This is a genomic window from Citrobacter sp. Cf087, from assembly GCF_030334285.1.
GTDB lineage: Bacteria > Pseudomonadota > Gammaproteobacteria > Enterobacterales > Enterobacteriaceae > Citrobacter > Citrobacter freundii.
This window is the reverse complement of sequence record NZ_JAOWED010000029.1, coordinates 134,482-159,591: the sequence shown is the minus strand read 5'-3', so window position 1 is coordinate 159,591 and position 25,110 is coordinate 134,482. Positions and strand designations below refer to the sequence as shown.

Here is a 25,110-nt window from a genome sequence, read left to right as displayed (position 1 = left end):
TTTAGCGGTGAAGAGTGCATCACGGTTGCCTATACTCCAGGCAGGATAAATGGAGGAAATCTCAATGAGCGCACCCCTGCTAATTGCCCGCACGCCGAACACCGAACTGTTTTTACTGCCAGGCATGGCCAACCGTCACGGGCTGATTACCGGCGCGACCGGGACCGGTAAAACCGTCACACTACAAAAGCTGGCCGAATCGTTGTCCGAGATTGGCGTACCGGTATTTATGGCCGATGTGAAAGGTGACTTAACCGGCGTAGCCGAAGAAGGACAAGCCTCTGAAAAGCTACTCGCCCGCCTGAAAAACATCGGCATTACCGACTGGCAACCGCATGGTAATCCGGTCACGGTGTGGGATATCTTCGGCGAAAAGGGTCACCCGGTGCGAGCCACGGTATCTGACCTCGGGCCGCTGCTGCTGGCTCGTCTGTTGAATCTCAACGACATTCAGTCCGGCGTGCTGGATATTATCTTCCGCATTGCCGATGACCAGGGCCTGCTGCTGCTCGATTTCAAAGACCTGCGGGCCATCACTCAGTACATCGGCGATAACGCTAAATCCTTCCAGAATCAGTACGGCAATATCAGCAGCGCTTCGGTCGGGGCTATCCAGCGCGGACTGCTGTCGCTGGAGCAGCAGGGAGCGGCACACTTCTTTGGCGAACCGATGCTGGACATCAAAGACTGGATGCGTACCGACGCCAGCGGCAAAGGGATGATTAATATCCTCAGCGCCGAGAAGCTCTACCAGATGCCCAAACTGTACGCCGCCAGCCTGCTGTGGATGCTCTCAGAACTGTACGAACAGTTGCCGGAAGCGGGCGATCTGGAGAAGCCAAAACTGGTGTTCTTCTTTGATGAAGCGCATCTGCTGTTCAACGATGCCCCGCAGGTGCTGCTGGATAAAATCGAACAGGTGATCCGTCTGATCCGCTCGAAAGGGGTCGGCGTGTGGTTCGTCTCGCAAAACCCGTCGGATATTCCGGACAACGTGCTTGGTCAGTTGGGGAACCGCGTGCAGCACGCCCTGCGCGCGTTCACGCCGAAAGATCAGAAAGCGGTGAAAACCGCGGCGCAAACCATGCGCGCCAACCCGGCATTTGATACCGAAAAAGCCATTCAGGAGCTGGGAACCGGCGAGGCGCTGGTGTCGTTTCTGGACGCCAAAGGCAGCCCGTCGGTGGTTGAACGGGCGATGGTGATTGCTCCCTGCTCACGGATGGGACCGGTGACGGACGACGAGCGCAACGGGCTGATTAATCACTCTTCGCTGTACGGCAAATATGAAGAAGATATCGACCGAGAGTCCGCCTATGAACGTTTACAGCAAGGTGTGCAGGCCAGTACCGAGCAGCAAAATACGCCTCCCGCCAACGGTAAAGCGGTCGAGGTGGACGGCGGTATTCTCGGTGGATTGAAGGATATTTTATTTGGCAGCACAGGGCCGCGCGGCGGCAAGCGCGATGGCGTGGTACAGAGCGTGGCGAAAAGCGCGGCGCGACAGGTTACTAATCAGATAATCCGCGGCATGTTGGGGAGTTTGATGGGCGGGAGAAAACGCTAGCCCGTATTACGTTGCCGGATGGCGGCTTAACGCCTTATCCGGCCTATGGGTCCGGAGTAGGCCTGAAAAGCGCAACGCCATCAGGCCTACGATTACTGTGATTACGATTTACGCAGCATCAGCCACAGGCTTATCAGGAAGAAGCTGGCGCTTGGCAGCAGCGCACCGATAATCGGCGGAATGCCGTACACCAGCGTCAGCGGGCCAAAGATTTGGTCCAGCACATAGAACACAAAACCGAAGCTAATCCCCGTCACCACACGCACCCCCATCGGGACGCTACGCAGCGGACCAAAGATAAACGACAACGCCATCAGCATCATGACCGCCACTGATAGCGGCTGGAAGACTTTGCTCCACATATTGAGCTGGTAGCGTCCGGCATCCTGGCCGCTCGACTTCAGGTACTTCACGTAGTTATGCAGACCGCTAATCGACAGCGCGTCAGGATCCAACGCCACGACGCCGAGCTTGTCGGGCGTCAGGTTGGTTTTCCAGGTGCCGCTCACCGTTTGCGAACCGGTGATTTGTTTCGGATCGGTCAGGTTGGATTCATCCACCTGCGACAAACGCCAGACCTTCTGCTCCGGGTCAAACGTCGCGCTCGCAGCGTAACGTACAGACTGCAGACGACGCTTGTCGTTAAACGAGTAGATGCTAATCCCGCCCAACTCGGCCTCGCCTTTCACCCGCTCGATGTAGACAAAGCTGTCACCGTCTTTCGCCCACAAACCCTGCTGGGTAGAGAGCAGCGAGCCGCCGTACATCTGCTGCGCACGGTAGTTACGCGCCATCTGTTCACCCTGCGGTGCGACCCATTCGCCAATGGCCATCGTCAGCAGCACCAGCGGAATCGCGGTTTTCATCACCGACAACGCCACCTGCATACGGGTAAAGCCAGAAGCCTGCATCACCACCAGTTCACTGCGCTGGGCCAGCATGCCCAGCCCCAGCAATGCCCCCAGCAGCGCCGCCATCGGGAAGAAGATCTGGATATCTTTCGGCGCACTGAGCAGGGTATACAGCCCGGCGCCCATCGCATCGTAGCTCCCCTGCCCGGCTTTTTTCAGTTGGTCAACGAACTTGATGATCCCGGAGAGCGACACCAGCATGAACAGCGTCATCATGATGGTGGTGAAAATGGTTTTACCGATATAGCGGTCAAGTACACCAAAAGGCTGCATTATACCGCTCCTTTACGCATAAAACGGGCACGCAAGCGGCGCATCGGCACCGTATCCCAGAGGTTAAGCACAATCGCCAGCGCCAGATAAGCCAGGTTAACCACCCACATCCAGAACACCGGATCCAGCTTACCTTTACCACCGTTCGACTTCAGCGATGTCTGAACCAGGAAGAACAGCAAATAGAGCAGCATTGCTGGCAGCATCGACAACACGCGACCCTGACGCGGGTTTACCACGCTCAGCGGTACAACCATCAGCGCCATCATAAATACGGTGAATACTAACGTGATACGCCAGGTCAGCTCCGCGCGGGCGCGATCGGTGTCGGTCGCCAGCAGCGTACGCATGGTCATCTGTTCGGTATCGTTTGGATCCAGCGCCACGGCCTGATGGCCGATAATCGCCTGATAATCCTGGAAGTCGGTAATGCGGAAATCGCGCAGCAGCGCGGTACCTTCAAAGCGCGTCCCCTGGTTTAGCGTCACAACCTGAGAGCCATCGCGCAATTGGGTAAGATGTCCGGAATCGGCTACGACGACCGAAGGACGAGCGTTGCCTTTCGGGCGGATTTGCGCGAGAAACACGTCTTTGAAGTTGCTGCCGTCAACGCTTTCGATAAACAGCACCGAACTGCCGTTGGTCGCCTGCTGGAATTGCCCCTGAGCAAGCGCCGCCATACCGGGGTTCGCTTTCGCCTCTGCCAGGACTTCGTCCTGATGTCTGGAGGACCACGGCCCGGCCCACATCACGTTGACCGCCGCAATAATACTGGTAAACAACGCCAGCACCATCGCCGCTTTAACAAGCACAGCCTTGCTCAGCCCACAGGCATGCATGACCGTAATTTCACTTTCGGTATACAGTTTGCCCAGCGTCATCAGCAGCCCGAGGAACAGGCTTAAGGGCAAGATAAGTTGCGCCATTTCTGGCACGCCCAGCCCCAGCAGCGAGAGCACCAGATTTGCCGGGATATCACCGTCAACAGCCGCACCAAGGATCCTGACCAACTTTTGACAAAAGAAGATCAAAAGCAGGATGAATAGGATCGCAAGTTGGCTTTTGAGCGTTTCCCGAACCAGATATCTTATGATTATCACTTTAAATACGCCCGTAAAAACCCGTCTTTTGCCGGAATTTAGCTTGTTTCATGGCTTAAACGTCATTTATTCTCTTGAGTCGTCGAAATCGTCGCTAAGATCATTATACTCAACGGATCCACCTCTCAGAAATTGTTCTGACGTGCCAATGCCGTAATAACGTTAAGATTAACACGAAGTCACCGCAACAGCGGGTATGAGTTACGAAAGCTTGCAATTCTATCCGTAGCCACCGCCGTTGTCTTTAAGATTCAGGAGCGTAGTGCATGGAGTTCAGTGTAAAAAGCGGTAGCCCGGAGAAACAGCGGAGTGCGTGCATCGTCGTGGGTGTCTTTGAACCACGCCGCCTCTCTCCGATTGCAGAGCAGCTCGACAAGATCAGCGACGGGTACATCAGCGCACTGCTGCGTCGTGGCGAACTGGAAGGCAAACCGGGTCAAACCCTGTTGCTGCACCATGTTCCTAACGTTCTGTCTGAGCGAATTCTCCTTATTGGTTGTGGCAAAGAGCGCGAACTTGATGAGCGCCAGTACAAGCAGGTCATTCAGAAAACCATCAATACGCTGAATGATACTGGCTCAATGGAAGCCGTCTGCTTTCTGACTGAGCTTCACGTCAAAGGGCGTAATAACTACTGGAAAGTGCGCCAGGCCGTTGAGACGGCACAGGAAACGCTGTACAGCTTTGACCAGTTGAAGACCAACAAAAGCGAGCCGCGTCGCCCGCTGCGTAAAATGGTCTTCAACGTGCCGACCCGCCGCGAGCTGACCAGCGGTGAGCGTGCGATCCAACACGGTCTGGCAATCGCCGCTGGCATTAAAGCGGCGAAAGATCTCGGCAACATGCCGCCAAATATTTGTAACGCAGCTTATCTGGCCTCTCAGGCGCGTCAGCTGGCAGACAGCTACAGCAAAAATGTGGTGACCCGCGTGATCGGCGAGCAGCAGATGAAAGAGCTGGGTATGCACTCTTATCTCGCCGTCGGTCACGGTTCGCAGAACGAGTCGCTGATGTCAGTCATCGAGTACAAAGGCAATCCGTCCGAAGACGCGCGTCCGATTGTGCTGGTCGGTAAAGGGTTAACCTTCGACTCCGGCGGTATCTCCATCAAACCAGCCGAAGGCATGGATGAGATGAAGTACGACATGTGCGGCGCGGCGGCTGTGTACGGCGTGATGCGCATGGTGGCCGAGCTTCAGTTGCCCATCAACGTCGTCGGCGTACTGGCGGGCTGCGAAAATATGCCGGGTGGCCGCGCGTATCGCCCAGGCGACGTGCTGACCACCATGTCTGGTCAGACCGTTGAAGTGCTCAATACCGACGCCGAAGGCCGTCTGGTGCTGTGCGACGTGTTAACCTACGTCGAGCGCTTTGAGCCGGAGGCGGTGATTGACGTTGCGACCCTGACCGGCGCGTGCGTGATTGCGCTGGGCCATCACATCACCGGCCTGATGTCGAACCACAACCCGCTGGCGCATGAGCTGATCGGTGCGTCCGAGCAGGCTGGCGACCGCGCGTGGCGTTTGCCGCTGGGTGATGAATACCAGGAGCAGTTAGAGTCTAACTTTGCGGATATGGCGAACATCGGCGGACGTCCTGGCGGCGCCATTACCGCGGGCTGCTTCCTGTCACGCTTTACCCGTAAGTACAACTGGGCGCACCTGGATATCGCTGGTACCGCATGGCGTTCAGGGAAAGCCAAAGGCGCAACCGGTCGTCCGGTTGCGTTACTGTCGCAGTTCCTGCTCAATCGCGCGGGTTTTAACGGCGAAGAGTAAGTTTAAGATTGCCCCGTAGGCCGGATAAGCGTAGTGCCATCCGGCAAAACGCCTGATGGCGGCGCTAATACGCCTTATCAGGCCTACGGTGTGCATCATGGCAACGCATTTAAATCCACCACAAGAAGCCCCATATATGAAGAATGCGACGTTCTATCTTCTGGACAACGACACACAACAAGATGGTTTAAGCGCCGTCGAGCAACTGGTGTGTGAAATTGCCGCAGAACGTTGGCGGGCTGGCAAGCGCGTGCTTATCGCCTGTGAAAACGAAAAGCAGGCTCTTCGACTGGATGAAGCCCTGTGGGCAAGACCGGCAGAAAGCTTTGTTCCGCATAATCTGGCGGGCGAAGGCCCCAGAGGCGGCGCGCCGGTAGAGATTGCCTGGCCGGAGAAACGCAATAGCAGCCCGCGCGACCTGCTCATCAGTTTGCGCGTTGGCTTTGCAGATTTTGCCACCGCTTTCACAGAAGTGATAGACTTCGTTCCTTACGAAGATTCTTTGAAACAATCGGCACGCGATCGCTACAAAGCTTACCGCGTGGCTGGTTTTAACCTGAATACGGCAACCTGGAAATAATGGAAAAGACATACAACCCACAAGATATCGAACAGCCGCTTTACGAGCACTGGGAAAAGCAGGGCTATTTCAAACCTAACGGCGATGAAAGCAAAGAGTCCTTCTGCATCATGATCCCGCCGCCGAACGTCACCGGCAGTTTGCATATGGGTCATGCTTTCCAGCAAACCATCATGGATACCATGATTCGCTACCAGCGCATGCAGGGTAAAAACACCCTGTGGCAGGCTGGTACCGACCACGCGGGTATCGCTACCCAGATGGTGGTTGAGCGTAAGATTGCCGCTGAAGAAGGTAAAACCCGTCATGACTACGGTCGCGAAGCGTTTATCGATAAAATTTGGCAGTGGAAAGCGGAATCCGGCGGCACCATTACCCGCCAGATGCGCCGTCTGGGCAACTCCGTTGACTGGGAGCGCGAGCGTTTCACTATGGACGAAGGTCTTTCCAATGCCGTGAAAGAAGTCTTTGTTCGCCTGTACAAAGAAGACCTGATTTACCGTGGCAAGCGTCTGGTCAACTGGGACCCGAAACTGCGCACCGCTATTTCTGACCTGGAAGTGGAAAACCGCGAGTCTAAAGGCTCGATGTGGCACATCCGCTATCCGCTGGCCGACGGCGCGAAAACCGCAGACGGTAAAGATTACCTGGTCGTCGCCACCACCCGTCCGGAAACCATTCTGGGCGACACCGGCGTGGCCGTGAATCCGGAAGATCCGCGCTATAAAGATCTGATCGGCAAATTCGTTATTCTGCCTCTGGTTGACCGCCGTATTCCGATCGTCGGCGACGAACACGCCGATATGGAAAAAGGCACCGGCTGCGTGAAGATCACGCCTGCGCACGACTTTAACGACTATGAAGTCGGTCGTCGTCACGCCCTGCCAATGATCAACATCCTGACCTTTGACGGCGACATCCGCGAAACCGCGGAAGTGTACGATACCAAAGGCGAAGAGTCTGACGTTTACTCCAGTGAAATCCCGGCTGAGTTCCAGAAGCTGGAACGCTTTGCCGCGCGTAAAGCGATCGTCGCTGCCATCGATGCGATGAGCCTGCTGGAAGAGATCAAACCTCACGATCTGACCGTTCCTTACGGCGACCGTGGCGGCGTGGTTATCGAACCGATGCTGACCGACCAGTGGTACGTCCGTGCCGACGTGCTGGCAAAACCGGCGGTTGAAGCGGTTGAAAACGGCGACATTCAGTTCGTACCGAAGCAGTACGAAAACATGTACTTCTCCTGGATGCGCGATATTCAGGACTGGTGTATTTCCCGTCAGCTGTGGTGGGGTCACCGTATCCCGGCATGGTATGACAACGACGGCAACGTATATGTTGGCCGTACCGAAGATGAAGTGCGTCAGGAAAACAACCTCGGCGCCGACGTTGCGCTGCGTCAGGACGAAGACGTTCTGGACACCTGGTTCTCCTCCGCGCTGTGGACCTTCTCTACCCTGGGCTGGCCGGAAAATACCGACGCGCTGCGTCAGTTCCACCCAACCAGCGTTATGGTTTCCGGCTTCGACATTATCTTCTTCTGGATTGCCCGCATGATCATGATGACCATGCACTTCATCAAAGATGAAAACGGCAAGCCGCAGGTTCCGTTCCATACCGTCTACATGACCGGTCTGATTCGCGACGACGAAGGCCAGAAGATGTCCAAATCCAAGGGCAACGTTATCGACCCGCTGGATATGGTCGACGGTATCTCACTGCCGGAGCTGCTGGAGAAACGCACCGGCAACATGATGCAGCCGCAGCTGGCTGAGAAGATTGCCAAACGTACCGAGAAGCAGTTCCCGAACGGCATCGAGCCGCACGGCACCGACGCCCTGCGTTTCACCCTGGCGGCGCTGGCCTCTACTGGCCGCGACATCAACTGGGATATGAAGCGTCTGGAAGGTTACCGTAACTTCTGTAACAAGCTGTGGAACGCCAGCCGCTTCGTGCTGATGAACACCGAAGATCAGGATTGCGGCTTCAACGGCGGCGAAATGACCCTGTCTCTGGCCGACCGCTGGATCCTCGCTGAATTCAACCAGACCATCAAAGCGTACCGCGAAGCGCTGGATAACTTCCGCTTCGATATCGCCGCGGGCATTCTGTACGAGTTCACCTGGAACCAGTTCTGCGACTGGTATCTGGAGCTGACCAAGCCGGTAATGACCGGAGGAACTGATGCTGAACTGCGCGGCACCCGTAATACGCTGGTCACCGTGCTGGAAGGCCTGCTGCGCCTGGCGCACCCGATCATCCCGTTCATCACCGAGACCATCTGGCAGCGCGTGAAAGTGATTTGTGGCAACACCGCAGATACCATCATGCTGCAGCCGTTCCCGGAATATAACGCGGCTCAGGTAGATGAAGCGGCGCTGGCCGATACCGAATGGCTGAAGCAGGCGATCGTTGCCGTACGTAACATCCGCGCGGAAATGAACATTGCCCCGGGTAAACCACTGGAGCTGTTGCTGCGTGGTTGCAGCGCGGATGCGATGCGTCGTGTGAACGACAACAAGAGCTTCCTGCTGAACCTGGCGCGTCTGGAAAGCATCACCGTGCTACCTGCCGATGACAAAGGTCCGGTCTCCGTGACCAAAATCATCGACGGCGCCGAGCTGCTGATCCCGATGGCTGGCCTCATCAACAAAGAAGATGAGCTGGCGCGTCTGGCGAAAGAAGTGGCTAAAATCGAAGGTGAGATTGCCCGTATCGAAGGCAAGCTCTCCAACGAAGGTTTCGTTGCCCGCGCACCGGAAGCGGTCATCGCCAAAGAGCGTGAGAAGCTGGACGGTTACGCAGAAGCCAAAGCGAAGCTGATTGAACAGCAGGCGGTCATCGCCGCGCTGTAATCATCGTGCCTGTACGTTTGCCGGATGGCGCTTGCGCTTATCCGGCCTACGGGCACCGTCAACGTAGGTCGGATAAGCGTAGCGCATCCGACGCCGCAGACAATAAAAGCCTCTGACGCATATGCTCAGAGGCTTTTTATTGAATTATCCTCGCTTGCGCTTCCCCTCACCGCAGTGGTATTAACTGCATATGTCTCACTTTTATGTCATGAGTTCGCTATGAGTGCCATTACCTCCGTCGCGGCAACGCTGCGCCGAATTTCTGCCGATGATAACGCCGCAATTGCCCGCGTTATCCGCAAAGTTTCCGCTGAATACGGCCTTACCGCCGATAAAGGCTACACCGTTGCCGACCCTGATCTGGACGAATTGTTCCAGGTTTACAGCCAGCCGGGCGCGGCCTACTGGGTGGTTGAGCAAAACGGTGAAGTCGTGGGCGGCGGCGGTGTTGCACCGTTAGGATGTAGTGAACCAGACATTTGCGAGCTGCAAAAGATGTACTTCCTGTCGAGCGCGCGCGGTCAGGGGCTGGCGAAAAAACTGGCGCTGATGGCGCTTGAACATGCCCGTGAGCAAGGTTTTAAGCAGTGCTATCTTGAGACCACGGCTTTTCTGACTGAGGCAATCCGCCTGTATGAGCATTTAGGCTTTGAGCATATCAGCGAAGCGCTGGGCTGTACCGGGCACGTAGATTGTGAAGTGCGAATGTTAAAGCCCCTCTGACCTTACGCCGAGAGGCTTTAACCGCGTTACTGCATCTCGGCTGAGAGCATCAGTCGAATAACGCCAGCCGCGCGAGCGGTTGGCAGCTTCAGCACCTGTGACCATAAATCTTGCACCATTTCACAGGCGACTTTCTCTTTGCCCACGCCTTTACTCGGATCGGCCATGATTTGGATATCCGGTCCAAAGCGTTGTACCAGCCCCGGACTGATGGATTGCAGATCCTGAAGCGCCAACTGTTTTTCTTCCGCCGTAACCGTATGTTTGTTCGGGCCATAGGCCGCGTGCATCATACTCATGTCGCTGGCCATACGACGGTTCATGAGCTCGCGCGGAATAATACGCACCGGGTTAATCCCGCCTTTCACTGCCGGGAACAAAAAGCGAAAACATTCGTCATTGCCCACTTTTGCCACCGCGGCAATCTGCTCGAGATTAATCTTCATATACTCGATCACGTTGGCATCAGGCGCTTGCTGCAAACGCGCCATCTGTACCTGTAGGATCTGCGGCTGAATAGCGTCGATAATCTGTTGCTCGCTTTTCCCCGCCTCTTTCAGCTGCGTTGCCTGGGTGAGGATGTTCTGCCACAGCGCTGGCTCCTGCTCCTTAAGCACCTGATAAACGGGCATGGACAGCATCGCGTTTTCAAATTTCTGCGCATCCGTCAGACCATAATCCGGGCTTTCGCGTGGGATCAGGTAGTGCACATCAAACAGATTCCACGCGATAATCGCCACCACAAAGACCACCGCGCCGGAGACCTTGCCCAGCCAGCCTTTTTTGCGAAACATGCCGACGACGATAGCAATCACCGCCCCGATATAACCTGCCAACAAAACGTGTACCCAGTTCATTAACCATCCTTATGCCAAATCGTCTCTGTTACAGGGATATATTTCCCCTTCGATGTTTTGATTATTACGGCAGCAGCGAGCTATTTCCAGCCACCAGATTTTGCTAACAGAAACAGGAAGGATTAAACCGCGCGGCGATGGGCACGCGCGTCAAAGAAAGGAACTAAGCTGGCACACCGCTGTGAAAGCGGAATTCATCGTCAGGAGAGGTGATCAACGCGGCTTCTACTTCGCCAAAAAACTGCACCCGGCTACTGATATCATCGGTTGAAACCTGCTGCGCCAGCGCCAGGTAATCCTGATAGTGCCGCGCCTCGGATCGCAGCAGCGACAGATAAAACGCCTGCAAATCGTCATCCAGATACGGTGCGAGCGCGGCGAACCGTTCACAGGAACGCGCCTCAATGTAAGCCCCGCAAATCAGTTTATCGATTAACGTCAGCGGCTCGTGGGTGCGCACCTCTTTGAGCATGCCTTTGGCGTAACGGCTGGCGGTAATCTTAATATAGGGAATGTTGCGTCTCATCATCGCCTCACGCACCTGCCAGAAATGATGCAGTTCTTCTTTGATCAGCAAAACCATGCTGTCGATAAGCTTGCGTCCCCACGGATCGTCGGTTTGCGGCATCACGCTTTTGCTTATCTGTTTATTCAGCGCGATAAAATCCGGCTCATCCCCTTCTCTGAAAGCAAACGCTTCATAGGGTTTCAGCCAGTCCAGCAGCGCCTGAGATCCCTGTTTATCTGCGACATACTTACGCACCAGCAGCATCGCCGTTTGCGCCGCTTTCAGCTCACAGACGAGGTGGTCGGTCAATAACAGAGGCAGATTAGCCGGGTCTCGCGCTTTATCAAGCCAGGCCTGGGGCGTTTTACAGTGCAGGAAATTGTGGATCGGGGAGAGTATTTGCAGATAATCCATACATTGTCCTTGGCCTGCGGCAGCCTGGGCTACCGCAGGTCAGTAGATGACTTAGTGACGCACGCCGTCATCATCTTCGTCGACGAGATCTTCATCGTCGCCGTCTTCACCTTCTTCGCCGTTCGGGTCTTCAAAATAGGTGCCCCAACCGTCGTATTCCACATCATATTTTTCAGCCAGGTTCATCAGTTGCTCAACCTGAGCATCGATCAACTCCGCATTCAGTGCACATTCGCTCAAAATGTCACAGCAAATAACCGTGTCGCCTTCTTCCACTTCCAGCTCTTCCGGCTCGGTCACTTCATAACCCAGCTTGAAGGCTTCTACTGCCGCTTTTTCCAGGGTTTCGAAGTCATCCGCGGAAAGGTGATGCTCAATGGTGTACAGCGCGTCTGGATCGCTGCCATCTTCGAGTAACTCTTCAATAATCAAGCGCGTTTCTTCACGCTGTTCTTCCAGTAGTTCCGGGTTTGCCATGGCTCGTTCCTCATAATGTCCTGCCGATACTCTTATTGTCACATACCGCTGTCATTGCCTCCACCTTTCCTGGAAAGATTTGTTAAACAAGGTTGCAAATGAATAAACATCCATATAAATTGAATTTTAATTCAATAAATGGCCTAAGCCATGTGAGGGAACCATGTCTGCGTTTTATCATAAACATTTTTTGAAACTGCTTGATTTCACCTCTGCTGAACTCACGTCACTGCTCCTGCTCGCCGCGCAGCTAAAGGCAGATAAGAAAAACGGCACTGAAGTCGCAAAGCTCACCGGTAAAAACATCGCGCTCATCTTCGAAAAAGACTCAACCCGCACCCGTTGCTCTTTCGAAGTTGCCGCATACGACCAGGGCGCTCGCGTGACGTATCTCGGGCCAAGCGGCAGCCAGATTGGCCATAAAGAGTCGATCAAAGACACCGCCCGCGTGCTCGGCCGCATGTACGACGGTATTCAGTATCGGGGACACGGCCAGGAGATTGTCGAGACGCTGGCGGAATATGCCGGAGTTCCGGTGTGGAACGGATTAACCAACGAGTTTCATCCCACCCAGCTGCTGGCGGATCTGTTAACTATGCAGGAACACCTGCCGGGTAAAGCGTTTAATGAGATGACGCTGGTCTACACCGGTGATGCCCGCAACAATATGGGCAATTCCATGCTGGAAGCCGCTGCGTTAACCGGGCTGGATCTGCGCCTGGTCGCACCGCAGGCCTGCTGGCCAGAGGAAAGTCTGGTTGCAGAGTGCAAAGCGCTGGCGCAGAAAAACGGCGGCAATATTACGCTGACCGAAGATGTCGCCGCGGGCGTGAAAGGTGCGGACTTTATCTATACCGACGTCTGGGTATCAATGGGCGAAGCAAAAGAGAAGTGGGCCGAACGTATTGCGCTGCTGCGTAAGTACCAGGTTAATAGCACGATGATGGCGTTGACCGGCAATCCACAGGTGAAATTCCTGCACTGCCTGCCCGCGTTTCATGACGATCAAACCACGCTTGGCAAACAAATGGCACAGGAATATGGTCTGCACGGCGGTATGGAAGTGACCGATGAGGTCTTTGAATCACCCGCCAGCATCGTATTTGATCAGGCGGAAAACCGGATGCACACCATCAAAGCGGTGATGGTGGCGACGCTGGCGAAGTGAGGGCATGGATGAAAAGAATGCCGGATGGCGATGCTAAGCATCTTATCCGGCCTACAACCGCGCTCTCGTAGGCCGGGCAAGGCGAAGCCGCCCCCGGCAAATACGCTTATGCCACTTGCATTTTCACTACGGCTTTGCGTACCAGCGCTGGAGCACCGACCGCGCACAGCGGTTTATGCACTTCACCCGGATAGAACACCACGAAATCACCTTCGTTCAGCACCACCGTTTTCTCCTGTACCCCTTCCGGCAGGAAGGCGATATCTTTATCCGCCAGCCAGTCAGTTTCCGGCGCGCCCGCAGGCTGCGTGCTGAAGGCCATTCCTTCCTGGCCTTTGAGCAGGATCTGAATATCCAGATAGCGAGCGTGATATTCGGCGCGGCGCTGTGCAAACGGCTCCGTCATATCTTCGGCAATCAGATAAAACAGGCGATCGCCGTCAATGTCGTGCTTACCTTTTTCCGTCGCATCCGTCACATGCGCTTTAATGTGTTCAATTGCCTGACGCAGCTCTTCCGGCAGCCAGGCATCCAGGTTGTGAATATTGCCAACAATCATCTCAAACCCCTTAATTAAAACATCGTTTCATTTTAGTTGTTATACGAAAAAACGGCCTGCCATACTACTGCTATTTGCCGATATTTTGCGTCAACGCATGTTTATCGCTGATGGTGTTAAATAATTGCTAACTCTCAGCAACAGGTTATGCATAAACTTTGCATAACTTTCGGCTACCCTTTTTCAACCAGATCAGTAACCAACTGTTATTAAAAGTTTTATTAGAAAAACCAGCTATCGATCACAGTTCACCTCTCCTTCGCTATCCTTCTTCATCGTCATATTTATTTTGAAATGAACTTTACCGCGCAAATAATAAAATCATATATTCGCATAATAATTCACAACACAGAAAAAAGCACAAATAAATCAATGTATTACTTATATTACAGCACACTAAAAGTGTACATAAAATTAACACCGATAAATAACAAGACATATTCCCGCGTAGTAATTCAATTATTCATGTTTTTATTTTATTAATTCTCCGAGCCATATCATAAATTAAACATCAAAAGTCAAATATCGACCTGACTGTGAAATAAATCACGTTTCCTCATCAAATAAGATCTAAATATAGATTCCGAAATCAGCTGAAAAGTCATGACTGCAATAAATATTATTTGCAGGCACATCCTCTTTATTTTTTAAAATCGTATTAAAGGAATAATGATGGAAAAGCATTATGTCGGGTCTGAAATCGGTCAATTACGTAGCGTAATGCTACATCGCCCTAATCTCAGCTTAAAAAGGCTGACGCCATCAAATTGCCAGGAACTGCTTTTTGATGATGTTCTTTCGGTAGAGCGTGCAGGAGAAGAGCATGACATTTTCGCCAACACGTTACGTCAGCAAGGGATTGAGGTTCTGTTACTCACTGATTTATTGACACAAACCTTAGATGTCCAAGATGCCAAAGACTGGTTGCTGGAGACACAAATCTCTGATTATCGCCTTGGCCCCGCTTTCGCCACGGATATTCGTGCCTGGCTTGCAGATATGCAGCATCGGGAACTCGCCCGGCATTTAAGCGGTGGGCTAACCTACGGAGAAATTCCTGCCTCAATCAAAAATATGGTGGTCGATACTCACGATATTAATGACTTTATTATGAAGCCATTACCAAACCACTTATTTACCCGCGACACCTCATGCTGGATATATAACGGTGTGTCAATTAACCCAATGGCAAAAACCGCGCGGCAAAGAGAAACCAATAACCTGCGGGCGATCTACCGTTGGCACCCTCAATTTGCTGATGGTGAATTTATTAAATATTTCGGCGATGAAAATATTAATTACGACCACGCCACATTAGAAGGTGGAGATGTGCTGGTCATTGGTCGCGGCGCGGTACTCATCGGTATGTCGGAACGCACCACGCCGCAGGGCATTGAATTCCTTGCCCAGTCGCTGTTTAAGCATCGCCAGGCTGAACGCGTCATCGCGGTTGAACTGCCGAAACATCGCTCCTGTATGCACCTCGATACCGTCATGACCCACATTGATATCGATACCTTCTCCGTCTACCCGGAAGTGGTACGCCCGGATGTCCAGTGCTGGACCCTGACGCCAGACGGGCGCGGCGGCTTGAAACGCACCCAGGAAAGTACTCTGGTACATGCCCTCGAAAAAGCGCTGGGCCTTGACCAAATCACGCTGATAACCACCGGAGGCGACGCCTTCGAAGCTGAACGCGAACAGTGGAATGACGCCAACAACGTCCTGACGCTACGCCCCGGTGTGGTCGTGGGCTACGAGCGCAACATCTGGACCAACGAGAAATACGACAAAGCGGGCATCACCGTTTTACCCATTCCTGGCGACGAACTTGGACGCGGACGCGGCGGCGCACGCTGCATGAGCTGCCCACTGGAACGCGACGGTATTTAAGGAAAAGTCATGGAAAACAAACCTACTCTGGTTGTGGCGTTGGGCGGCAATGCGCTGCTCAAACGCGGCGAGCCGCTGGAAGCTGACATCCAGCGCAAGAACATTGAGCTGGCGGCAAAGACTATCGCTCAGCTCACACAGCAATGGCGCGTAATTCTGGTGCACGGCAATGGCCCGCAGGTTGGACTTTTGGCGTTGCAAAACAGTGCGTATGCCAGCGTCACCCCCTATCCGCTCGACATTCTCGGCGCGGAAAGTCAGGGAATGATTGGCTATATGCTGCAACAGGCGCTGAAAAACCAGCTTCCACAGCGTGAAATTAGTGTGCTGCTGACTCAGGTTGAAGTCGATGCCCGCGATCCAGCCTTCAGCAATCCGACCAAATATATCGGACCGATTTACGACGACGCTCAGGCTAAAACGCTACACGCGGAAAAGGGCTGGATTTTCAAAGCCGATGGCAAAGCGTTCCGCCGCGTTGTGCCCTCTCCACAACCCAAACGTATCGTTGAAAGTGATGCCATTCGTACATTGATCGCCCGCGATCATCTGGTGATTTGCAACGGCGGAGGCGGCGTACCGGTGGTGGAAAAAGCCGATGGCTACCACGGCATTGAAGCGGTGATCGACAAGGATCTCTCCGCCGCCCTACTCGCCCGCCAACTCCATGCCGATGCGTTGCTGATCCTCACCGATGCTGATGCCGTGTACCTCGACTGGGGCAAACCTACCCAGCGCCCGCTGTCCCAGGTCACCCCGGAACTGCTCGGTGAAATGCAATTCGACGCCGGTTCAATGGGCCCCAAAGTCACCGCCTGCGCGGAATTCGTCTCTCACTGTCGGGGAATTGCTGGCATCGGTTCACTGGCCGACGGTCCGGCCATTCTCGCCGGCGACAAAGGCACGCTAATTCGTCTCGAAACCACCGACGCTAACGCGTAGGACTTTTTTTTGCCGGATGACGGCTTCGCCTTATCCGGCCTACATAAGGACATTTTCATGACTGTTAACCTGAAAAATCGCAATTTTCTCAAACTGCTGGACTACACCCCGACGGAAATCCAGTACCTGATCGATCTGGCTATCGAGTTAAAAACGGCAAAAAAGGCCGGGCGCGAAAGACAGACGCTGGTCGGTAAAAATATCGCGCTGATCTTCGAAAAAACCTCAACCCGTACCCGCTGTGCCTTTGAAGTCGGCGCTTTCGATCAAGGCGCGCAGGTGACCTATCTCGGCCCAAGCGGATCGCAGATCGGCCATAAAGAATCAATGAAAGATACTGCCCGCGTGCTAGGCCGCATGTACGACGGCATTGAATATCGCGGATACGGCCAGGACATTGTGGAGGAACTGGGGCAATTTGCCGGAGTTCCTGTTTGGAATGGACTGACAAATGAATTTCACCCCACCCAGATCCTCGCGGATCTGATGACCATGCTGGAACACGCCCCGGGTAAAACCTTGCCGGAACTGAGTTTCGCTTATCTCGGTGACGCCCGCAATAACATGGGTAATTCGCTGATGGTTGGCGCAGCGAAAATGGGGATGGATATCCGTCTGGTCGCACCTAAATCCTTCTGGCCTGACGAGGCACTGGTTGCCGAATGCCGTGAAATTGCCAGCGTGACTGGCGCACGCATTACGCTCACAGAGGATGTTGAGGAAGGCGTATACGACGTCGATTTCCTCTACACCGATGTCTGGGTCTCTATGGGCGAACCCAAAGAAGCCTGGGCAGAACGCGTTAGCCTGATGACGCCCTATCAAATTAACCAGCGGGTCATCAACGCAACCGGTAACCCCAATGTGAAATTTATGCACTGTCTGCCCGCCTTCCATAACGAGCACACAAAGGTTGGACGTGAAATCGAAATGGCCTACGGCCTGAAAGGGCTTGAAGTCACGGAAGAGGTTTTTGAGTCAGCTCATTCCATCGTCTTCGACGAAGCAGAGAACCGGATGCATACCATTAAAGCGGTAATGGTAGCGACCCTCGGCGACTAACCCCAGCGGGCGTATGTCGCCTGACGGCATATGCCCAAGCTATCCGGAGAACATCATGGGCAAATTCAAATTTCCCAGCGCATATACCATCCTGTTTATTCTCATTGCACTCGTCGCGGTTATGACCTGGATAGTCCCGGCAGGGAAATACCAGATGGCGATGAATGCTACTCTGGGCAAAGAAGTGCCAGTTGCCGGTACTTATGCCCCCACAGAGGCGCACCCGCAAGGTTTTACCGCTGTACTGCTGGCCCCGATTGACGGTCTTTACAACCACGAAACCTATACCGCAGGCGCTATTGATGTGGCGTTGTTTGTCCTGATTATTGGTGGGTTTCTCGGCGTAGTAAACAAAACAGGCGCCATCGACGCAGGTATCGAGCGCGTGACGGTCAGGTTGAACGGTAAAGAGGAGTGGATGATCCCCATTCTGATGGGACTTTTCGCCGCCGGAGGTACGATTTACGGGATGGCGGAGGAATCACTCCCTTTTTACACATTGCTGGTTCCGGTCATGATGGCCGCACGCTTTGATCCGTTGGTTGCCGCCGCCACCGTTCTGCTCGGCGCGGGCATTGGCACACTCGGCTCGACAATCAACCCTTTCGCAACGGTTATCGCGGCTAACGCCGCCGGGATCCCCTTCACCCAGGGAATGCTGATGCGCATTCTGCTGCTGGTCGTCGGCTATGTTATCTGTGTGGTGTGGGTCATGCGTTATGCGCGCAAAGTCCGCAATCACCCGGAGTTGTCGATTGTGGCGGATAAAATGGAGGAAAACCGTGCGCATTTTCTCGGCAATCGCGGCAATACCAATCTTGAATTCACAGCCACGCGTAAGTGGATCCTGCTGATATTCGCCGCCGCCTTTGCGGTAATGATTTATGGCGTCGCGGTACTCGGATGGTGGATGGCAGAAATATCCGCAGTCTTTCTGGGTTCCGCTATTATCGTCGGCGTGATTGCCCGCATGAGTGAAGAAGCCTTCACCAGTACCTTCATTGACGGTGCGCGGGACCTGCTTGGCGTGGCGCTGATTATCGGCATTGCACGCGGTATCGTCGTGGTGATGGACAACGGCATGATCACCCACACTATTTTGCACAGCGCCGAAAATTTAGTCTCCGGTCTGTCCACCACCATTTTCATCAATGTAACCTACTGGCTGGAAGTATTGCTCTCCTTCCTGGTCCCTTCCTCGTCTGGCCTGGCGGTGCTCACGATGCCCATTATGGCCCCGCTGGCCGACTTCGCGCATGTACAGAGGGATCTGGTCGTCACCGCGTATCAATCCGCTTCCGGCATTGTGAATCTGATTACACCCACCTCAGCCGTCGTGATGGGTGGGTTAGCCATCGCCCGTGTTCCTTACGTGCGCTACCTGAAATGGGTCGCCCCGCTCCTGCTCATTTTGACGTTACTGAACATGGCCGTCCTGAGTATCGGCGCGATGTTGTAGCCCTTTTAGCCGTCGGATCCCGACGGCTTTTTTGAGCGCATTCTCGTTTTTCTGCGCAACCGCCCGTTTGAGCCGTTATTGATACTGCAAATGTGGTGAATTTCGCCATCACATTGATACAAATGATAAACTTAGGGTGTATTTATGAAGGAATTCGATGATTACTCGACCAAAGAGCAGAAACAATTGGCGATTTGTCAGCGCCTGATTAGCGAAAAAAGCTACCTTTCTCAGGAAGCGCTTCGCCGCGATCTCCAACACCATGGTTTTACCGGAATTAGTCAGTCAACGGTATCCCGTCTGCTGAAACTGCTCGGGGCTATAAAAATAAGAAATACAAAAGGGCAAAAAATTTATTCTGTAAATCCGCAGTCGCGCCCCGCTCCTGATGCTGCCCGATCGATTGCTGAAATGGTGGTCAGCGTTGAGCACAATAGCGAATTTATCCTCATCCACACGGCGGCAGGTTATGGCCGTGCCGTTGCCAGAATCCTCGATTACCACGCGTTACCAGAGATTCTGGGTGTCATCGCTGGCAGCAGTATTGTCTGGGTTGCGCCGCGAGTTGTGCAGCGAACGGGGCTGGTGCACAAGCAGATTAACTATCTATTTAAAATGAATTAAAATTCATAAGAACCGTTTGCGGTGAATAAATTGTGCATTTTCCGCTTGATCCCATAACGGAGCTGAGTATAATCGCGGACAATTTGCCGGGAGGATGTATGGTTCAGTGTGTACGACATTTTGTCTTACCGCGTCTGAAAAAGGACGCTGGCCTGCCGTTTTTCTTTCCGTTGATCACCCATTCCGAGCCCCTCAATTGAGGGGCTTTTTTTTTGCCCAGGCGTCAGGAGATAAACATGGCTAACCCGCTCTATCAAAAACACATCATTTCCATAAACGACCTCAGCCGCGATGACCTCAATCTGGTCCTCGCGACGGCGGCGAAATTAAAAGCTAACCCACAGCCGGAGCTGTTAAAGCATAAGGTTATCGCCAGTTGCTTCTTTGAAGCGTCAACCCGCACCCGTTTATCCTTTGAAACCTCCATGCACCGCCTGGGCGCCAGCGTGGTGGGTTTTTCTGACAGCAGCAACACGTCGCTGGGCAAAAAAGGCGAAACCCTGGCCGATACCATTTCCGTCATCAGCACCTATGTCGACGCCATCGTCATGCGTCATCCGCAGGAAGGCGCCGCACGTCTGGCTACAGAGTTCTCCGGTAACGTTCCGGTACTGAACGCAGGCGACGGCTCCAACCAACATCCCACCCAAACGCTGCTGGACCTGTTTACCATTCAGGAAACGCAGGGTCGCCTGGACAATCTGCACATCGCCATGGTGGGTGACCTGAAATATGGCCGTACCGTCCACTCCCTGACCCAGGCGCTGGCGAAGTTCGAAGGTAACCGTTTCTACTTCATCGCCCCGGACGCACTGGCCATGCCGCAATACATTCTGGATATGTTGAACGAAAAAGGTATCGCCTGGAGCCTGCACGGCACTATCGAAGAGGTGATGGCGGAGGTCGATATCCTCTACATGACCCGCGTACAAAAAGAGCGTCTGGACCCGTCCGAATACGCCAACGTGAAAGCACAGTTTGTCCTGCGCGCCAGCGATTTGAACGGCGCCAGAGCAAACATGAAGGTGCTACATCCGCTGCCGCGCATCGATGAAATCACCACCGACGTCGATAAGACGCCGCACGCCTGGTATTTCCAGCAGGCTGGCAACGGCATCTTCGCCCGCCAGGCGTTACTGGCACTGGTACTGAATAACGAACTGGCACTGTAAGGGAGAAAAAAAGATGACACACGATAACAAACTGCAGGTTGAAGCCATCAAACGTGGCACCGTGATTGACCACATTCCCGCACAGGTTGGTTTTAAGCTGCTGACGCTGTTCAAACTGACGGAAACCGACCAACGTATCACCATCGGTCTGAACCTGCCGTCTGGCGAGATGGGCCGTAAGGATCTGATTAAAATCGAAAACACGTTCCTGACCGACGAGCAGGTAAACCAGCTCTCCCTGTACGCCCCGCAGGCAACGGTAAACCGCATTGACGATTACGACGTAGTGGGTAAATCACGTCCGAGCCTGCCTGAGCGTATCGATAACGTGCTGGTTTGCCCGAACAGCAACTGCATCAGTCATGCTGAGCCGGTTTCTTCCAGTTTTGCAGTGAAAAAACGTGCCGATGACATCGCACTCAAATGCAAATACTGTGAAAAAGAGTTTTCGCATTATGTGGTGCTGGCCAACTAATTGGGGTTGGTTATGAGATCCCGGCTCCCGTTACACATAAGCATTCGCAATGCATCGAGGCGGCAAGTCCGATTATCACTGGGAGCATAGTAAACTATGTGACCAGGGTAAGAGGACGTAGCCAACGAAGAGGCAGTGTGAAGGATGACGTGTATAATGGGCGGGAACATTCTACTACCGCTGTAAATTCAGGAGAAATCATGAGCAAGACTATCGCGACGGAAAATGCACCAGCAGCAATCGGCCCATACGTTCAGGGCGTTGACCTGGGTAGCATGGTAATCACTTCCGGTCAGATCCCGGTCGATCCGAAAACCGGTGCCGTAGCGGAAGACGTATCCGCTCAGGCACGTCAGTCGCTGGAAAACGTAAAAGCTATCGTTGAAGCAGCAGGCCTGAAAGTGGGCGACATCGTAAAAACGACCGTTTTCGTTAAAGACCTGAACGATTTCGCCACCGTAAACGCGACCTACGAAGCATTCTTCACCGAGCACAACGCGACCTTCCCGGCGCGTTCTTGCGTAGAAGTTGCCCGTCTGCCGAAAGACGTGAAAATCGAGATTGAAGCGATCGCCGTTCGTCGCTAAGTCTCCTTGTGCCGGATGGCGGCTTCGCCTTATCCGGCCTACGCAAGCGTAGTTTGTAGGCCCGGTAAGCGTGAGCGCCACCGGGCATTTATCACATCACGCCAAACAATTTCGGCAGGAACAGCGAAATCGCCGGAATGTACGTCACCAACATCAACACCAGGAATAGCACAAGGTAGAACGGCAGCATCGCCTTTACCACCTGTTCTATTTTCTGCTTACTCACCGCACTGGCCACAAACAGCACCGACCCTACCGGTGGCGTAATAAGGCCGATCCCTAAGTTCACCAGCATGATCATGCCAAAATGGACTGGATCAATGCCGAGTGCGTTGGTCACTGGCAGCAGAACCGGCGTCAAAATCAGGATCAGCGGCGCCATATCCATCAGCGTACCGATCAGCAGCAGCATGATGTTAATGCACATCAGAATGACGTATTTGTTGTCCGAGATGCTGGTGAAAGCTTCAGTGATACGCATCGGCAATTGCATATAGGTCATAACGGCGCCGAACGCAGCGGCAAAGCCTATCAGGATCATGACGATCGTGACCGTTTTCACCGTGCGGAACATCAGCTTTGGCAGCTCAGACCATTTATAGTCACGATAGATAAACATGGTGACAAAGAAGGCCCAAAGGCAGGCAATCGCCGCAGATTCCGTCGCGGTAAAGATACCTGACAGGATGCCGCCCATGATGATCACAACCGTCATCAGGCCCCACAGCGTATCGACGAAAATCTTCAGCGCCTGGCGAAACGGTACGCGTTCCCCTTTTGGATAACCGCGCTTGTGCGCAAAAGCCACGCACATTACCATCAGACTGAAACTTAACAGCAGGCCCGGTAGGATCCCGGCGATAAACAGTGCGGCAATCGACACCGTTCCGCCTGTAGCCAGCGAGTAAATAACCGAGTTATGGCTGGGCGGCGTAAGAATCGCCTGCACCGAACCACTGGCCGTTACCGCCGCGGCAAAGTCGCGCGGATAACCTTTTTTATCCATTTCCGGGATCATTACCGAACCAATGGATGCGGTATCCGCTACAGACGATCCAGAAATAGCGCCAAAAAAGGTTGATGCCACAATGTTTACCAGCGACAGTCCGCCGCGAATAAAGCCAACAAAAATATAGGCAAAGTTCACCAGTCGCCGCGCAATTCCCCCTTCGGCCATAATAGCCCCGGCCAGAATAAAGAACGGGATCGCCAGCAGGGAGAACTTATTCACCCCGCTGGTCAGTTGGATCATCACAGCTTCCAGCGGAATATCAATGTACCAGGCGCCAATAATGGCGCTAATCCCTACCGCGTACGCTACCGGTACCCCAATTGCCAGCATAATGCCGAGCGTAAAGACGAGAATAAATGCATCCATCTGCTTTCCTTTCTGAAATGGGGGCGGTAACTAGCTGGTCGATCCCAGCATGACAACGGGACGTTGGTACTGTGGACCACGGAAAATCTTTTCTGCGATAAACAGCAGCGTTATGGCAGAGCCAATCGGCAATGGAAGGTAGTTTTGCCCGGCGCTTAAAAGCGGGAATTCGGCCACGGGCTGTCCCCACAGCTCAAGACAGAGATTGGTTCCGTACCAGAGGATAAAAAGGCTTATCGCCACTAACATAACGTCAGCGATTACAGAGCAATAACGGCGGGAAGCATCACCCAGACGGTCAATCACCATACTTACCGCGATATGCGAGCCTGCGCGATAGCTCACCGCCGCGCCAATAAAGGTGAATGTCACCATACACAGAATAGCGACGGGTTCAGGCCATGACAGGGCGTTATTCAGAACATAACGCGCGAATATACCAATGGGGATAATGGCGACCATGACTAATAATGCGATACCGGCAATCCACATTGACACCCGATAAAGAAAATCCATTACCGATGAATAGCATTCACCCATAATCATCACCTCGAATTAATCAAAAGATTCAGGCGGAGGGTTGATATCCTCCACCTGATGAATTACTTCACATCCTGAATTCGTTTGATCAAATCCTGGTGGTCTTTACCGTAATTATCCCGCACTGACTGCGTGGCTTTATAAAAATAGTCCGTATCAATATCGTGGAACTGAACGCCGTTGGCTTTCATGGTCTCCAGCGATTTTGCATTATAATCCTGCCAAAGTTTTCGTTGCTCTACCTGTGCTTCTTTGGCGAGTTTAATAATGAGGTCCTGGTCTTCTTTTTTCAACTTATCCCATTTGGCTTTCGAGAACAGAAAAAGCTCAGGAATAATAAAGTGTTTGCTCCAGGTATAGTTTTTCACGACCGGCAAATAGTTATGCGCAACAAACGTTGGCGGGTTATTTTCCGTGCCATCAATAACGCCGGTCTGCATACCGCTAAATACTTCACTGACGCCCATGACAACGGAGTTAGCGCCCATCGCTTTCAGGGTATCCAGCGCTATCGGACTCCCTTGAACACGGATTTTCATACCGTGTAAATCTTCCGGTTTCACCACTGGATTTTTGGTGATCAGGTTGCGCGTTCCGGCATCCATCCAGCCGAGGAACACCAGCCGCGATTTGGCGTTGGCCGTCAGGCGGTCGCCAATCTCCTGACCAATCATGCCGTCGAGAACCTTATGCAGATGGTCTTCATCACGGAAAATATATGGCAGGGTAAACACGTTAATTTCAGGGAGAATAGCGGCGACTGGTGTCATTGAGACACGAATAATATCGATAGCGCCTAATTGTGCCTGCTCAATCATCTGTTTTTCGTCGCCTAACACGCCACCGGGAAAGGTTTTAATCTCCAGACGACCTTCGGTGGCGGCGCTAAGTTTTTCCCCCATATGTTTCACGGCAACAACGTTCGGGTAATCAGCCGGATGCACATCTGCGGCGCGAAAGGTTTGTGCCAGCGTTGCATGACTCGCCAGTAATACAGACGCGCCAATACACAGACTTAACAGGTTTTTTGTCAGTTTCATTTGTCCTTCTCCAGAAGTTCATAATATCCATTAACAGGAATAGCTTGCAGAGCAAATGACTGCCGGAATTAAAAACGGGCAGCGAGAAACTTTCTTAACGACGTTACCTGCGCAGACTAACTGGTGTAACAATTTATTTCGATGACTACGTTCACAAAAAATCGCAGA

General features: G+C 53.3%; 28 protein-coding genes. 17 read left to right on the top strand and 11 right to left on the bottom strand.

Translation table 11 applies throughout. The features are described 5' to 3' along the window. Positions 1 to 64 precede the first annotated feature (64 nt). On the top strand, positions 65 to 1,567 hold the full coding sequence (locus OGV57_RS12220; protein WP_054528665.1) for a helicase HerA-like C-terminal domain-containing protein: 1,503 nt from the start codon (positions 65 to 67) through the stop codon (positions 1,565 to 1,567). Positions 1,568 to 1,668: 101 nt separating this feature from the next. Here OGV57_RS12220 and lptG read toward each other — a convergent pair whose 3' ends face one another. From lptG to OGV57_RS12205, 3 genes are all read right to left on the bottom strand, one after another. Next, a complete protein-coding gene (gene lptG, locus OGV57_RS12215) occupies positions 1,669 to 2,751 on the bottom strand; it encodes an LPS export ABC transporter permease LptG (protein ID WP_003025875.1) in 1,083 nt (360 codons plus the stop codon). Beyond that, the gene (gene lptF / locus OGV57_RS12210; RefSeq protein WP_003839630.1) at positions 2,751 to 3,851 is read right to left on the bottom strand and encodes an LPS export ABC transporter permease LptF; all 1,101 of its coding nucleotides are present in this window, start codon (positions 3,849 to 3,851) and stop codon (positions 2,751 to 2,753) included. Before lptF ends, lptG begins: the two co-directional genes overlap by 1 nt. A 62-nt stretch (positions 3,852 to 3,913) precedes the next feature. Further along, positions 3,914 to 3,964 (bottom strand): hypothetical protein, encoded by a 51-nt coding sequence (locus OGV57_RS12205; protein ID WP_212723231.1) that lies wholly within the window; start codon positions 3,962 to 3,964, stop codon positions 3,914 to 3,916. Between the two features lie 153 nt (positions 3,965 to 4,117). Here OGV57_RS12205 and pepA point away from each other — a divergent pair, with 153 nt between their 5' ends. From pepA to OGV57_RS12185, 4 genes are all read left to right on the top strand, one after another. Beyond that, entirely contained in the window at positions 4,118 to 5,629 is a 1,512-nt protein-coding gene (pepA, locus tag OGV57_RS12200; RefSeq protein ID WP_003025870.1) for a leucyl aminopeptidase, read from the top strand. A gap of 136 nt (positions 5,630 to 5,765) precedes the next feature. Then, entirely contained in the window at positions 5,766 to 6,209 is a 444-nt protein-coding gene (gene holC, locus OGV57_RS12195) for a DNA polymerase III subunit chi (RefSeq protein ID WP_003025862.1), read from the top strand. Further along, positions 6,209 to 9,064, top strand: coding sequence for a valine--tRNA ligase (locus tag OGV57_RS12190; protein WP_054528003.1), 2,856 nt, complete (start codon positions 6,209 to 6,211; stop codon positions 9,062 to 9,064). The genes holC and OGV57_RS12190 overlap by 1 nt, the downstream gene beginning before the upstream one ends. 219 nt (positions 9,065 to 9,283) lie before the next feature. Further along, positions 9,284 to 9,787, top strand: coding sequence for a GNAT family N-acetyltransferase (locus tag OGV57_RS12185; RefSeq protein WP_003844894.1), 504 nt, complete (start codon positions 9,284 to 9,286; stop codon positions 9,785 to 9,787). 26 nt (positions 9,788 to 9,813) lie between these two features. Here OGV57_RS12185 and OGV57_RS12180 read toward each other — a convergent pair whose 3' ends face one another. From OGV57_RS12180 to rraB, 3 genes are all read right to left on the bottom strand, one after another. Beyond that, positions 9,814 to 10,644, bottom strand: a complete 831-nt coding sequence (locus tag OGV57_RS12180) for a hypothetical protein (protein ID WP_048216911.1) — start codon at positions 10,642 to 10,644, stop codon at positions 9,814 to 9,816. Between the two features lie 163 nt (positions 10,645 to 10,807). Beyond that, positions 10,808 to 11,566 (bottom strand): tRNA isopentenyl-2-thiomethyl-A-37 hydroxylase MiaE, encoded by a 759-nt coding sequence (miaE, locus tag OGV57_RS12175; protein ID WP_048216912.1) that lies wholly within the window; start codon positions 11,564 to 11,566, stop codon positions 10,808 to 10,810. Between the two features lie 51 nt (positions 11,567 to 11,617). Continuing rightward, positions 11,618 to 12,043 carry a ribonuclease E inhibitor RraB gene (gene rraB / locus OGV57_RS12170; protein ID WP_003025845.1) on the bottom strand — a complete coding sequence of 142 codons (426 nt, stop codon included), beginning with the start codon at positions 12,041 to 12,043 and terminating at the stop codon, positions 11,618 to 11,620. A 98-nt stretch (positions 12,044 to 12,141) separates the two neighbouring features. On the opposite strand from rraB, the gene argL reads away from it, so the two are divergent. Both argL and argF (OGV57_RS12165) read left to right on the top strand, forming a co-directional pair. Beyond that, positions 12,142 to 12,237, top strand: coding sequence for a putative translational regulatory protein ArgL (gene argL, locus OGV57_RS23815; RefSeq protein WP_371303384.1), 96 nt, complete (start codon positions 12,142 to 12,144; stop codon positions 12,235 to 12,237). After that, a complete protein-coding gene (gene argF, locus OGV57_RS12165) occupies positions 12,207 to 13,211 on the top strand; it encodes an ornithine carbamoyltransferase (RefSeq protein ID WP_003839620.1) in 1,005 nt (334 codons plus the stop codon). The genes argL and argF (OGV57_RS12165) overlap by 31 nt, the downstream gene beginning before the upstream one ends. A 106-nt stretch (positions 13,212 to 13,317) precedes the next feature. Here the strand turns inward: argF (OGV57_RS12165) and OGV57_RS12160 are convergent, their stop codons facing one another. Continuing rightward, positions 13,318 to 13,770 (bottom strand): YhcH/YjgK/YiaL family protein, encoded by a 453-nt coding sequence (locus OGV57_RS12160; RefSeq protein ID WP_048234069.1) that lies wholly within the window; start codon positions 13,768 to 13,770, stop codon positions 13,318 to 13,320. Positions 13,771 to 14,442: 672 nt separating this feature from the next. Here OGV57_RS12160 and arcA point away from each other — a divergent pair. The 5 genes from arcA to OGV57_RS12135 all read left to right on the top strand — a co-directional run bounded on the left by arcA (position 14,443) and on the right by OGV57_RS12135 (position 19,750). Next, positions 14,443 to 15,663: an arginine deiminase gene (gene arcA / locus OGV57_RS12155; protein ID WP_003025834.1), complete on the top strand. Its 1,221-nt coding sequence runs from the start codon at positions 14,443 to 14,445 to the stop codon at positions 15,661 to 15,663. A 9-nt stretch (positions 15,664 to 15,672) separates the two neighbouring features. Then, the gene (gene arcC / locus OGV57_RS12150) at positions 15,673 to 16,605 is read left to right on the top strand and encodes a carbamate kinase (RefSeq protein ID WP_048234071.1); all 933 of its coding nucleotides are present in this window, start codon (positions 15,673 to 15,675) and stop codon (positions 16,603 to 16,605) included. A gap of 57 nt (positions 16,606 to 16,662) precedes the next feature. After that, entirely contained in the window at positions 16,663 to 17,667 is a 1,005-nt protein-coding gene (gene argF / locus OGV57_RS12145) for an ornithine carbamoyltransferase (protein ID WP_003025826.1), read from the top strand. Between the two features lie 55 nt (positions 17,668 to 17,722). Next, a complete protein-coding gene (locus OGV57_RS12140) occupies positions 17,723 to 19,126 on the top strand; it encodes a YfcC family protein (protein ID WP_003839611.1) in 1,404 nt (467 codons plus the stop codon). Positions 19,127 to 19,270: 144 nt separating this feature from the next. Beyond that, the gene (locus OGV57_RS12135) at positions 19,271 to 19,750 is read left to right on the top strand and encodes an arginine repressor (protein ID WP_003839609.1); all 480 of its coding nucleotides are present in this window, start codon (positions 19,271 to 19,273) and stop codon (positions 19,748 to 19,750) included. On the opposite strand, the gene OGV57_RS12130 is transcribed toward OGV57_RS12135, so the two are convergent. After that, the gene (locus tag OGV57_RS12130) at positions 19,747 to 19,869 is read right to left on the bottom strand and encodes a hypothetical protein (protein WP_085951582.1); all 123 of its coding nucleotides are present in this window, start codon (positions 19,867 to 19,869) and stop codon (positions 19,747 to 19,749) included. The genes OGV57_RS12135 and OGV57_RS12130 overlap by 4 nt on opposite strands. Between OGV57_RS12130 and pyrL the strand changes: the two genes are divergently transcribed. The 5 genes from pyrL (at position 19,849) to ridA (ending at position 21,984) form a co-directional block, all read left to right on the top strand. Continuing rightward, positions 19,849 to 19,950 (top strand): pyr operon leader peptide, encoded by a 102-nt coding sequence (gene pyrL, locus OGV57_RS12125; RefSeq protein ID WP_003025819.1) that lies wholly within the window; start codon positions 19,849 to 19,851, stop codon positions 19,948 to 19,950. The two genes, OGV57_RS12130 and pyrL, sit on opposite strands and share 21 nt — an antisense overlap. Next, positions 19,931 to 19,984: a pyrBI operon leader peptide gene (locus tag OGV57_RS23705; RefSeq protein WP_106875647.1), complete on the top strand. Its 54-nt coding sequence runs from the start codon at positions 19,931 to 19,933 to the stop codon at positions 19,982 to 19,984. The genes pyrL and OGV57_RS23705 overlap by 20 nt, the downstream gene beginning before the upstream one ends. A 2-nt stretch (positions 19,985 to 19,986) precedes the next feature. Then, positions 19,987 to 20,922 (top strand): aspartate carbamoyltransferase, encoded by a 936-nt coding sequence (gene pyrB, locus OGV57_RS12120; RefSeq protein ID WP_008786058.1) that lies wholly within the window; start codon positions 19,987 to 19,989, stop codon positions 20,920 to 20,922. A 13-nt stretch (positions 20,923 to 20,935) separates the two neighbouring features. Then, the gene (gene pyrI / locus OGV57_RS12115) at positions 20,936 to 21,397 is read left to right on the top strand and encodes an aspartate carbamoyltransferase regulatory subunit (protein ID WP_003025816.1); all 462 of its coding nucleotides are present in this window, start codon (positions 20,936 to 20,938) and stop codon (positions 21,395 to 21,397) included. 200 nt (positions 21,398 to 21,597) lie between these two features. Then, the gene (gene ridA, locus OGV57_RS12110) at positions 21,598 to 21,984 is read left to right on the top strand and encodes a 2-iminobutanoate/2-iminopropanoate deaminase (protein WP_000047544.1); all 387 of its coding nucleotides are present in this window, start codon (positions 21,598 to 21,600) and stop codon (positions 21,982 to 21,984) included. A gap of 91 nt (positions 21,985 to 22,075) precedes the next feature. Here ridA and OGV57_RS12105 read toward each other — a convergent pair whose 3' ends face one another. The 3 genes from OGV57_RS12105 to OGV57_RS12095 form a co-directional block, all read right to left on the bottom strand. Beyond that, a complete protein-coding gene (locus OGV57_RS12105) occupies positions 22,076 to 23,362 on the bottom strand; it encodes a TRAP transporter large permease (RefSeq protein ID WP_003839607.1) in 1,287 nt (428 codons plus the stop codon). A gap of 30 nt (positions 23,363 to 23,392) precedes the next feature. Beyond that, positions 23,393 to 23,902, bottom strand: a complete 510-nt coding sequence (locus OGV57_RS12100) for a TRAP transporter small permease (RefSeq protein WP_003839606.1) — start codon at positions 23,900 to 23,902, stop codon at positions 23,393 to 23,395. A 62-nt stretch (positions 23,903 to 23,964) separates the two neighbouring features. Continuing rightward, complete coding sequence (locus OGV57_RS12095; protein ID WP_003839604.1) at positions 23,965 to 24,942, bottom strand: TRAP transporter substrate-binding protein; 978 nt, start codon at positions 24,940 to 24,942, stop codon at positions 23,965 to 23,967. Positions 24,943 to 25,110 lie beyond the last annotated feature (168 nt).